This is a genomic window from Paenibacillus sp. FSL H7-0326, from assembly GCF_001955535.1.
Classification (GTDB): domain Bacteria; phylum Bacillota; class Bacilli; order Paenibacillales; family Paenibacillaceae; genus Paenibacillus; species Paenibacillus shunpengii.
Genome location: NZ_MPVN01000009.1, coordinates 95,264 through 106,675, shown reverse-complemented (window position 1 = coordinate 106,675; position 11,412 = coordinate 95,264). Strand labels below are relative to the sequence as shown.

General features: G+C 36.8%; 12 protein-coding genes and 1 riboswitch. Of the genes, 1 reads left to right on the top strand and 11 read right to left on the bottom strand.

The window, feature by feature from the left end:
* Positions 1-140 precede the first annotated feature (140 nt).
* From BK126_RS26730 to BK126_RS26690, 9 genes are all read right to left on the bottom strand, one after another.
* A complete protein-coding gene (locus BK126_RS26730; RefSeq protein WP_076315530.1) occupies positions 141-374 on the bottom strand; it encodes a hypothetical protein in 234 nt (77 codons plus the stop codon).
* Between the two features lie 189 nt (positions 375-563).
* Positions 564-1,064 (bottom strand): type II toxin-antitoxin system PemK/MazF family toxin, encoded by a 501-nt coding sequence (locus BK126_RS26725; RefSeq protein WP_179085610.1) that lies wholly within the window; start codon positions 1,062-1,064, stop codon positions 564-566.
* Positions 1,065-1,120: 56 nt separating this feature from the next.
* A complete protein-coding gene (locus tag BK126_RS26720; protein WP_076315528.1) occupies positions 1,121-1,339 on the bottom strand; it encodes a hypothetical protein in 219 nt (72 codons plus the stop codon).
* 130 nt (positions 1,340-1,469) lie between these two features.
* The gene (locus BK126_RS26715) at positions 1,470-1,673 is read right to left on the bottom strand and encodes an AbrB/MazE/SpoVT family DNA-binding domain-containing protein (RefSeq protein WP_076315527.1); all 204 of its coding nucleotides are present in this window, start codon (positions 1,671-1,673) and stop codon (positions 1,470-1,472) included.
* 139 nt (positions 1,674-1,812) lie between these two features.
* On the bottom strand, positions 1,813-2,268 hold the full coding sequence (locus BK126_RS26710; RefSeq protein ID WP_076315526.1) for a JAB domain-containing protein: 456 nt from the start codon (positions 2,266-2,268) through the stop codon (positions 1,813-1,815).
* Between the two features lie 611 nt (positions 2,269-2,879).
* Positions 2,880-3,407: a hypothetical protein gene (locus tag BK126_RS26705; protein WP_076315525.1), complete on the bottom strand. Its 528-nt coding sequence runs from the start codon at positions 3,405-3,407 to the stop codon at positions 2,880-2,882.
* Positions 3,408-3,497: 90 nt separating this feature from the next.
* Positions 3,498-4,031, bottom strand: a complete 534-nt coding sequence (locus BK126_RS26700; protein WP_076315524.1) for a hypothetical protein — start codon at positions 4,029-4,031, stop codon at positions 3,498-3,500.
* Entirely contained in the window at positions 4,028-4,636 is a 609-nt protein-coding gene (locus BK126_RS26695) for a hypothetical protein (RefSeq protein ID WP_076315523.1), read from the bottom strand. Before BK126_RS26695 ends, BK126_RS26700 begins: the two co-directional genes overlap by 4 nt.
* A gap of 109 nt (positions 4,637-4,745) precedes the next feature.
* Positions 4,746-6,215 carry a hypothetical protein gene (locus BK126_RS26690; protein ID WP_076315522.1) on the bottom strand — a complete coding sequence of 490 codons (1,470 nt, stop codon included), beginning with the start codon at positions 6,213-6,215 and terminating at the stop codon, positions 4,746-4,748.
* A gap of 464 nt (positions 6,216-6,679) precedes the next feature.
* Here BK126_RS26690 and BK126_RS26685 point away from each other — a divergent pair, with 464 nt between their 5' ends.
* Positions 6,680-7,393, top strand: a complete 714-nt coding sequence (locus BK126_RS26685) for a TIR domain-containing protein (protein WP_076315521.1) — start codon at positions 6,680-6,682, stop codon at positions 7,391-7,393.
* On the opposite strand, the gene BK126_RS26680 is transcribed toward BK126_RS26685, so the two are convergent.
* Together BK126_RS26680 and BK126_RS26675 are read right to left on the bottom strand one after the other, a co-directional pair.
* On the bottom strand, positions 7,390-8,097 hold the full coding sequence (locus BK126_RS26680; RefSeq protein WP_076315520.1) for a tyrosine-type recombinase/integrase: 708 nt from the start codon (positions 8,095-8,097) through the stop codon (positions 7,390-7,392). The two genes, BK126_RS26685 and BK126_RS26680, sit on opposite strands and share 4 nt — an antisense overlap.
* On the bottom strand, positions 8,094-11,057 hold the full coding sequence (locus BK126_RS26675; protein ID WP_076315519.1) for a Tn3 family transposase: 2,964 nt from the start codon (positions 11,055-11,057) through the stop codon (positions 8,094-8,096). Before BK126_RS26675 ends, BK126_RS26680 begins: the two co-directional genes overlap by 4 nt.
* Before the next feature lie 214 nt (positions 11,058-11,271).
* Positions 11,272-11,382: riboswitch (TPP riboswitch) on the top strand.
* Positions 11,383-11,412: the final 30 nt, after the last annotated feature.

Genomic DNA, 11,412 nt, shown 5'->3' with positions numbered 1-11,412 from the left:
TCGTTGGAAGTCTATTCAAAACTGGCAATCACTGATGCACAGCAGGAGTACAACGAGGTCATCAACAAATTTCCCATTTAATAACATCTACTTTGCGGGTGGTGTCAGCTTCGCTGGTACTACCCCAAGTAAAAATGTTCCTATTCATTTACGATATCTAACCATGATTCAACCTCGAATGTATCCACCCATTGAATCGAATCTCCGTTTTCCAACCTCCAACAATAACCATCTCCATCTTTCTCAAAAAATCCAATAAAAATCTGACTATCATGAAATGCCAGTACCTTCATATTTAAAGGAGGGCAATCTTCCAAAGAAAAAACATTATTCCATTCTTCAGCGTTGACTTGATCTGATTTTATCAATTCCATAGAACGGCTCCTATTCACACAACATTTTTTGGTTTCTGACAGCACATGGGTTCAAAGATCTTCATTAGTGATTCTTCCTAGACGCTTTCTTTTCCTAATCTCTCAATATGTATACTGTAACGGTAACTCTAACCTCTCTATTCTTGATCCCTATAAAAAAAGGACGGTTATCCCGTCCTTTTCAATAGATTACTCATCATTAGAGCTTTCAACTGCAGCTGCTACCTGTCGGCTCATTTGTTCCAACTGATCTTGGTACAAGGCTTGTCCCATCTGGATAGCCATTTCCATCAGTCCAAGATTGTTTATCACCTGAATATCAATGAGCGACATGTGGGCTGGATTAATTTGTCCAACATACTGATCCAACCACTTACGGTTAATCGGCATCATCTGAGCAGTGCTCACATAAGAATCGCGGTCTAAAAATTCATGATCAGATTTATTGATCGGTATATAAGAGGGTAGGATGGACCTTCCTTCCTTCTGAGCCTTTTCTACTTCTGCTTTTGCAGATGTTATGGGTAACACCAAAGCCATATCTTTTTTGATATCAGCTGCATCATGATCGTGCAATACAATGACATAATGCACTCCAAACAAAAAGAATCCGGGTTTAGGTGTTGTACTTGTATGTATGGATTCTGGAATGTGTGCCTTTGCTACATACCCTCGTTTAAAAAACTCCAAGATAACTTCCCCCTATTTTCTATAAAAATAAAGCCCACCAAGTATCAGTGGGTTTGTTACTTCACGCTATTTAAAAATTTAGAAGCTAATTGTAATGTTTCTTTCTGCATGGCACGGTCGATTTTGTTTTGAACTTCTTCAGACCGCTTTCCATTAGTGCCAGCGTATTCGGCCAAGGAAACGCCAAATCTTTCTTGAATCAGTGACTTCACATCTGCCAAAGGGTCAACTGGTTTTACGTTGTTACGGTTAGGAAATGAAATAACTCTGCTCATATTCAATCCCTCCAATTCTCTTAAAACCATTATATCACAATATACGCTACTTAACACTACTTTACACTACACAATACAACTTCATTATCACCACTGTTAGATGAAGTATTTAATTATCAAAGAACTAACTTCACTGCTTTTTGTCAACGGAATAGCCAGCCTTATGATCAACCATAAGCGTATTCTTCAGAGAATCTGGTGTTGTCAGAATATACTGACCCGTATCCAATTTAACAAAAGCGATTTGATCGCCAGGTTTAATATTCATTTCCTCTCGAATTTCTTTAGGGATAGTAACTACACCATTCCCTGAAATTGGCCGCACGTGCAACATATTTATTCCCCCATTTAATAGAATTAATAGAGCTATTATATCTATTAATTATACACTAAAACACTCTATAAACCAACCTATTTATGTGCTTTCAGCTACGGCTTTAGCCGTAGCTGAAAATTTTTTCTGTTCGTTCTGCCTATAACAACCCTTGTCCCTTCATGGTGTAGAAATCATTCTCACCAAGAATAAGATGATCAAGCAGTTCAATGCCGAGAATATCTCCAGCTTCCTTAAGTCTTCTCGACACACTAATATCCTCAGGGGATGGCTCTATACTTCCTGATGGATGATTATGAAAAACAATAAACGATGCGGCATTATGTAATATTCCGGCTTTCAACGTTTCCCTAGGATGTACGATAGATGCATTTAACGAACCTATAGAGACGATTTCTAGACCAGTAACAAAGTTTTTAGTATTAAGCCAAACGGTTCCGAATACTTCCCGATCTGGTAAAAATCCCCCGTACTCATTCAATAAAAAAGATCTGCAAACCTCATGTGCATCTTCGGCACTAAGGATCTCGTTTTTCTTAAGAGCAACTTCACCAACCTTTGTTAACTGGATTCTGTAAATGGATGCTTTTTTCATTTATGCTTCCCCCGTTCATTTTTCCGATAATCACCTTTTGTCTGCCGCATGGGATAGGGCCCCGAAAGGGCGTTTTTTCGCCTTTTGACGCGGAGCTTGGGAACAGGATCATAGCGATATGATCAAGGGTCTCAGCCGAAAAGTTTTTTCATCAGATGCTTTTTCTGATAATAGAAAAAAGTTTTAGGCCCCTTGAACATGTCGCTCAGCGACTTGGCTTCCAGGAGGTGGAGGGGCGCAGCCAGAGGCTCGGCCTCCTGGAAGGTTAGTCGCTCTGATCCTGTTACCATGCGGAAGGCAAAAGGCGTAAAAACGCAGACTACAATAAAAAGAACCGGCAGCTGCCGGTTCTCTCCATGCTTCGGGTCTTCGGTTTAGATCTTCGCTCCGTGGCGCGGTGTTAAGCGACAGACAGGAACGTAGAGCGCCTTGGCCGGGACGCTTTGCCCGGCTTAGGCGCTCTCGTTATCGACTGGAGTAACCCGACAGCGGTGCGTAGCAGCTCTTGAGCGGCGTTCTTATGCCGCTTTAGAGCTGCTAGCATGAGCCCTTAGATGTTTGTATATAAGAGGTGCGCTACCGTCATATCCAAAAATCCCCACGTGCATGTGCTACACCTCTAAATAGAATGTAACGTCATAATAACCATCTTCAATCCCGTATACTGACAGCGCATCAATCCATTTTGCAAGAACATAGGAATGTTCATTTTTCACAAACTTCACATTACTTGTGGTAACAATCTTTTTAGAATTGTTGGTATCCAGTGTAATCGAGTATTTTCCATCACTTAATTGATAATCAATAACCTTGTAATGTTGATGGTTCATTGATGATACGTATTCTCTAAACTCTACCTTTTTCCAATTTTCTATATTCTCCATCGTTTTAGCATTCACGTGTATGCTATACAAACCCAAAGGGATCCCTATAATTAAGCAAAATGCGGCCAGATAACCAAAAAGGGAAAGAATAAAAAGCATGATATCATCAAACATCTGTTCACCTTGTACAAAATACTGCACACAAAAACTAATGAGGGTTGTTAAAACAACTAGTATATAAAACATTTTATTAGGAAGCCTTATTTCTTTCTTTATTATTCCAGTATAATTTTGAATCAGCTCATCTCTTGTCATTAACTAAGATACCATCCCTTCGTACTAACGTTCCCATTTCTATAGCAGATCCGCATTATATAGGAATACTCCTCTTTGAATCATAGTCTTTCAGTTCTTTCTTAAATAGAATGTTACGTCAAAATATCTGTCCTGGATACCGTATTCGGATAATCCATCGATCCACTTAGCAGTAACGTAAGAGTCACCATTTTCAATAAACTCAACACTAGAAGGTTGCACAATTTTATTGTAATTTGTCGTATCAAGCGTTAACGAATATTCCCCATCAGTCAACTGATATTCTACAACGTCATATTTTACATCTTCAACGGTTGGCAAGTATTCATTATAAAACTGTTGAGTCATCCACTCTTTAGTGTAACTTAGATTTTGTCTTTCATCATCAATATAAAACAAGACATAATAGCCCATTACTAATAATAATGCTGACACCCCAAAAACTACTGGAATATGCGCTAAACTATAAAACATATTATGTTGCTGTGGCTTTGTTATTTGAATATGAAACACAATAATAATAATTGCAGTAATTGCGATCGCCAGCAGCAGCAAAAGAATATAAGGTATTTCGGGTTCTTTTACATTATCCAAATAATTTTGAATTAGCTGTTCTTTTGTCATTTCAAAGCCCTTTCTAAATTTGCTTTATTAGAGACTTCCAATCTATGAAGAAGATGAGCAGAGACTGACTTGAGGATCTTCGCATGAATAAGTAACGGAATGGTCATGTAGCCAATAAGCATCTTGTCTTCATCATTCTTAAAACCACCTTCAAAGGTCCATATGAAAGCTACAGCAGAAAAGAGAATCCATGCAAAAGCATCTACATAATCAAATACAATGCGTGCTGATTTTAAATAACTTGAATTTTTTCTTTTTCTTATTACTGGAAGGAGACTGATTCCCGTAATGGCTACAAACCATACAGTGAGAACGATCCATCTTACCGATTCCAAACCTTCGACTAAGATAATTATCACCACAAAGGCAGTAAAAAAGGGAATTACATATAATTCAAACAGGATATCGAGCATAAAAATGGTTCTATTGTTTCTTCTAAAGTAAAGGTAAAAAAAACATCCAGTTAAAATAAAAGTCGAATAAACAGCAAAGAAAGTTAAGTCCGATCCAGGTATAAAATCAAAGAAGAGTAAAATACTCAAGATTAAAAGCAATACAGAAACGATACATCCACCAATAAATATACTAGATTTGAAGTTAGCCACGATTTTTTATCTCCTTACCTGTTTCCCGGATAATACTATATATCGGTAACTAGATGCATGATTGTAGTTAAGTTGCGGATCTTCGGTAGAAGATCCGCAACTACTTGTCTTATGAAGCTAGACTTCTAAATTCAAAACCATGGGACGCTTGTATCTGGTTATACCTCTTCTCCGCTTCTTTCAATGCTTCAGCTGCATGTTTCGAAGGAATAGCCTTCAGGTTCTCCATTTGCTCTTTAAGAACCAGGCATTCAAAACCATCTTTAAACTTGATTAGCATTTCCTTTGCTAAAGGATCGGATTCTTTAGATATCCGCTCCTCATATCTATTTAGCATTCGGGAAGAGCTCTTACATTTTTGATGAATACGTTCAATAACAGCTTCCAAAGATAGAAAAGGCGCATCCGGTATGAATTTGCAATTATTTAAACGGCAGCACTCATTATAAATGTATTCGTAAAGCATGTTTGGATCCTTAACAGGTTTTATGTAATTGTATTGCCTATAGTTTGCTCTAAGTCCCTTCCAACTGTAATCAGAATAGATGTACTTGTGTCCGATCTTTCCGATTTTTATATTGTTGAAACCATCATGAACAGTGTCACCGTAGTACATTCGATCACAATCTCTTTCGTATTCACTCTTCGCTGGAGGTAAGATCCCTCCTTGGTCAATGTACTTTTGACCTAAATAGAGGAGAGTTCTGGCAGAATTTGAATTAATACCAAAACCTTCGAGCAGCTGAATCCGCTTCGGTACATGTTTCCGGTAATCATCAAAGTTTGATGTATAACCAAACAATCGATGTGTAAGTTCTATTTCAAAGTCGGAAGTCCGGATCTCCTTTTGTGTATCTAGCATCAATGAGACAACTCTTCGAAGTTCAACATTCACCTCTAACTGTTCCAGCAGCTTCTTCTCTAATTCTTGCTTCTTTCTCTGTTCTTCCTTACGCTCCCATTCAATAGACCGTGTTTGGATCTTCCGATTAAATTGGTATAGATGCCCTTCATGACTGGTGGAGCAATATAGTGTCTCATAAGCACTTTCATTTAAGATCTTTTGTGCTTCTGCAGCTTGAACTTGTTCATCCTTGGTAAGGTAGAGCTGATAAATAGGATAATTTCTAGCGAATCTTGGATTATCTTGCATCTGCCCATCTTGTATTCTTTTAATGCAAGTCTCTTCAAGCCTTTCTAGAACCTTCTGAGCCTCTTCCTTATCTTGAGCAGCATAATATTCATCTTCCTTCTGATAAGCCCTCTGAAGCGCCGTAATATAGCTGAAAATCCGTTCCACAGTGGATGGCTCAGGTATATACCCAACAGCGGATTTAATATTGGATTTAAGTTGATTGATATTAGGATTAGCAAAGACATAAACGAACCCCACTACTTCATAATCTTTCGCTTTAGCCAGTACTTCGACATTGGCCGTAAAGTAAAGAGTTAAGCTATATGAGAGGCCCCCACCCTTTGTAATTGTTCGACGAAGGGTACCTGGTCTCCATGTCCCTTTACGATCCGAATAAACCTGTAAACCTAATTCTTCAACTGTTACATCATATTGATTTTTCATACTGTAATTCCTCCTATAGCTACTTGGAATGTGGTGGTTTCCTTGTTTTATATAGGAATATTATAACATATACATAGTGTGTATGCAATATAATTAGAGGTTTAATATATTGTTTCTTTGTGGTTAGATTGGGAGACTTCTTACCGGAAGGTTAGTCTTTATGTGACGAGGAGATCATTTAGCTGAAACAGATATATACAAAGTGTTAAAATGATTCTTGTGGAATGAATATATAGTATTATTTGCGAATATACTAGAAGTAGCACAGCCAATATAAACCGGTATAAAAACAGCTAGAGGAAAATCGTCATGCAAATGACGATTTTCCTCTTTCTCCGATCAGTCCATTTCCTATTTGAACAACCTTTAATCGTATTTATTTATAAATTGACTGACTTCTTTTATACAATCATTTCAGTATATACTGAAAATAAATAAAAAATCATATTGGAGGTTAAATCGAATTGTTCTATCATTTAATTATTCATACTAGTGACCATAATCAGCCTATATACGAAGTTGATATTCAAGACCAGGAATCGCTTGTTGAAAATATAGTTATTCCTTATCTCAATAATGAAACATTTTATGTAGATGGTTATTCATTGCAACAAAGTAGAATCACACGCTTCGCTGTTAAACTCTCTAGTTATTCTATAGTTAGCCACATCGATTCAGAAAATCAAAAAAGAAGTTATGATGGATTCTACATTCCAACAACTAGAGAACATGTACTTAATGATCCCAGTCATGTGAAAGATGAGACTTATAAGTTTTTGCAAATTGCAAAGCAGCGTATCAACTTAGACAACAAGACAGATTTAACGAAACAAAACGATACTCTGGATAAAACTAAAGTTTTCATCGTTCATGGTCATGATAATCTTGTGAAATTGGAAGTAGAAAGATTTCTGACTAAATTAAATATTACTCCAATCATACTTCACGAACAGCCAAGTGAAGGCAAGACTATAATAGAAAAAATTGAAAAGTATTCCGACGTAGGATTTGGAGTTGTTCTCTACACTCCTTGCGATCACGGTAGCTCCGTAAAAGAAACAGAACTCAAAAAAAGGGCAAGACAAAATGTTGTATTTGAACACGGATATTTAATTGCTAAATTAGGAAGAAGGGGTAACAACAGCGTAGCTGTCATTACCCGCAATAAGATGTATTAAATTGGGAATTTATTAATGACTTCATTATATTCATTTTGTGCTTCCTCAATTGCCAATCTAGAGTAAACCTCGAGTGACTTTCTGCTCTTGTGGCCTGAATAGGGTTGAATTAGCGCATCGTCCACACCTTGCTTTTTTAGCCAAGTTAGCAAAAAGTGGCGTAGCTTATGGGGAGACAATGATTGGGATAAACCAGCCTTTTCAGAATACTTAGCTAATATTTTACGGATACCCCGATCCGTGTATTTTTTATTCCAAGAAGATTCAAAAAGATAAACAGCATGTTTATTTTCCATATTTGCGCAATGCATCGCCAACAACTCTTTAAAGGAATTTGGGAAAGGGACGATTCTGTCCTTCTTCCCCTTTCCTTGGTTAATCCGGATTTGACATCTGTCAAAGTCCACTTCAGACAGTTTAATATTTATTAATTCGCTTACCCTTACTCCAGTGTAGAGAAGAGTTCTAACAATCATCATGTCTTGAAAGCTTTTCGCTTTCCAGATAACCTCATAATAACGTCTTAACTCCTCTTCTGTTGGGACATAAGGAAGTTTTTCTGATTTTTTTGGTATTTCTACTTCTAATTCTTCTCGTAAATGTTGAAAGACTTTCTTTAGATAATCATAGTCCGGTCGTTCGCTTCTAAGATATTTAGTAAGTTCTTTCGCTTTTTTCTTGGCTGGAGTTCTGTTTAAACTCATGCAGAATCACCCTCTAATCTTATTCTTTCGGTCATGTCTAATTTAAAAGTTCCATAGGGATTAATATGGGTGTAAATCAATGGCGTTAATGCCCGGAAGTCTTCAGGTGTCATCTTATCAAACCAGGTCTTGTCCGATAATACATTTTGAAGCATTAATGTGTTAATGTATACTAGACAATTTTGAAGTAAATGAAGAGACAAAACGGCTATTTCTTGATCCTCCAGTCGGTTTGTCGCTATTTCTCCACCTTTTCCATAAAAGATAAAGCTGTTCGCAGAGTTCCAGTTTTCTACAACATTTAGCCCCTCATGTATTTCTCTTCTCATTTCCTCTGAATCAAGGTACTCACAAAGGAATATGGTCTTAATTGCTTTTCCCAGCTCACTAAGAGCTTGATAAGTAGGGTGTTTCATATTATTTCTGGTAAAACGTTTCAGAATCGCTTCCGTTTCTGCCGTTCCCAATCGAAGTGCTGTTGCGTATTTAACCATTTGATCGTATTGCTGCCTGATCAACTCCCAGTTAATCGGTCTAGTCAATACCGGTTGTAGATTTGGGAAGGAATCAGTCATTCCTACATCTGGTCGATATAATTTTTGACTGTGTATCGATTTTAACCGGGGCATTAACTGAAAGCCCAATAAATGACAAAATGCAAAAGCAACTTCACTTTGGCCATGTGTATCTACATAGTTTTTTTGTACATCCATATCCGTACAGTGGCGAAGTAATCCTTCAATCATTGATGCAACTTCAGAGGATGAACAAGATTTCAACTGAGAATATATACAAGTTGATTTTTTTGACACATGCCAATAGATCATAACACCGCGGCCACGGTACCTTATATGCCATTCGGTCATCAAGTTTTGATCCCATGCTCCAAATTTTTTAGAATCAGATGCACATGCTGTTGTTCCTTCTCCCCATATTTCATCTGTTTTACTTTGCAAAATTGCATTAACGACTTCTGCAATTGCATTTCGTAAATTATCTTTGTGTATAAATTTTTTACGCACATATAATAAATCGTTGTAACGTACGCCGTGTTCTCCAGCTGAAACCCTTTTAAGACCTGCATTTGTCCCTAACCCATATAAAGCGAGGATCAGTCTTTTTTGAAGCGTTTTTCGATCAAGAACTTCTCTGTTGCCAACGGTTTTCAGTTGATCTGTAAAATTTACTCTTAAGTCCGTTTCTTTCAATATATCTAGTAAACTCGTCATTGGCCACCGTTTCATAACTTCACCTTTAAGACGTGATAAGTTCATTGGTTCTGGTAACGGTTCATACGGTGAAACGGAGATCCATCCGTTTCCTTTCGTAGTGATTCGTACACTTGGATTTTTTGGTATTCTATTGTTTAGTTTTTCTAAAGCCCGTATCATTTCACTTTTAATATTCTCCTCAAATATTTCAGCATCTAGAGGTTTGTTTAACGCTTTATAATTCTCTTCCCGCCTTTCTTCAAAGTCTTGTGGTAAATCTTCATCCGGATTTCGATAACGGTCAGAACCTTCTACCCATATTTCCTTACAACGGAGCCTATCTCGTAAGGATTGTAATGCACTGATTTCATAATTAATGCGATTAATTCTCTCATCACCATTGTCATCTTTTTCAATAATTAGGCTCCTCCATACTGAGCGAATAACACCATCTATTGGGATGTCCTCTGTTGCAGGAAAATAATGCATACCAGAATCCGAATAGGATTTAATTAGATCTAAAGCATTAATGACAGGACGGTGAACTTCATTATTAGAACAAAACGTTAACGTGTTTAAAATAGGAGGGACCATACGACGGTAATGCGTGCTATAAGATGAACGTATTACCGTATGTACCTTTTCTCTGTATGCTGGTCCTGTATGTTTAATTTCTTTTACTAAATCTTTTAACGTTTGTTCGCTTACAACAGGATATAATACCTCTTTTATAATTCCATCAGGATTGCTCAAAGCTTGTTCAGCCATATTTAATAGGATCGAAGTTTTGCCACTTACGCGACGTAGGTCATTTAATATCTCTTTTTCTACTTTCCTTTCGGCTCTTACATTGATTCGATGGATGATTTGGATTAAAAGTTCAATCAGGTTGTCTGTGATCTCCATATTTCTAAGCCAAAAGAAGGAAGAAAGCAGCGTATAACGAATTGGCTCAGGGTGTCTTCTTAATGCACTAATATCCTCAGTTGCTGTTCGTTGGCGATACTTCCTAATAATCTTAGGTGGAATTTCTTTAAATAGATCATGAGGTAGATTAAGTTGGCGAATCGTACGTAGCTTTTGCAGTTCTTTAAAGACTGTATCTAAACCGACCCGTCCAGGATCAGATTTTAATTCATTAAAAGAAAGACTGTCTGTAGGTGAACTGTCTTCAGTGGTGTCTTCCATATCTGCTATACTTTCAATCAGTGAATCTAGCTTTGTTAATGTTGGTTTTGATAGTTTATTATACGTAGCATTAAAAAAACGTTGCTCATAAGAATTTACAGCAGAATGAATGAGACGTTCCATCCGATCAGTGGTAGGGGGCTCAATTCCAAGTTCGCGGAACCTTTTGTAAACTTGAACTTCTACAAAGTTCGGTTCATGATTATGATATAGAACAGATTTGCAGAGCCAATCAACCATTTCGTCTATATCCTGTTTTTCAACTTCTCGAAAGCCAAAATAATTACGTATCTCTGTTCGATGATAGCTTATGGTTCTTCCAGACCAATCATACTGTTCAAAAACATCTGGATTCAAAAATAATTGTTTTGCTAAATAGTGAATTAATGATTTAGGTATTTCATTTTTGTGATATGGAAATCTTGCTTCATATTGAAAGAATTTAAACAATATAGCAAACCCTAGTTTTGTATCTCCTCTTTTCGTTTGGATCATTTTTAATTCATCGGGCATTAAGGTGAAGTAATCAATTAACTCGTCCAATTCCCAATTTCTTTTCAAAACATCTCCTCCTATAAAAAGTTCCGATAATGGTGAGTATCGGAACTATTATTAAAATAACAGTATATCTAAATTGACTATATCAAACAATAATCTATTAAATTCCCTTGAAGTTCCGTTCCCAAAAAGGATATCGGAACTTATAGACTATTCAAGATATTTATGTTACGCTTTAAATAGTGTTAAACATTACCAAATACTTTTACAACAAAATAAAAATTACTAGGGGTGCTTTTGTGTTAAAAGCTGAGAAAAGGCTAAAAGTCTTTAACTCTTTGAACCTGATCTGGTTTATACCAGCGTAGGGAAGTGTGAAAAGCGTTAATAAATAAATTTATTTTATTAAATGCTGTCG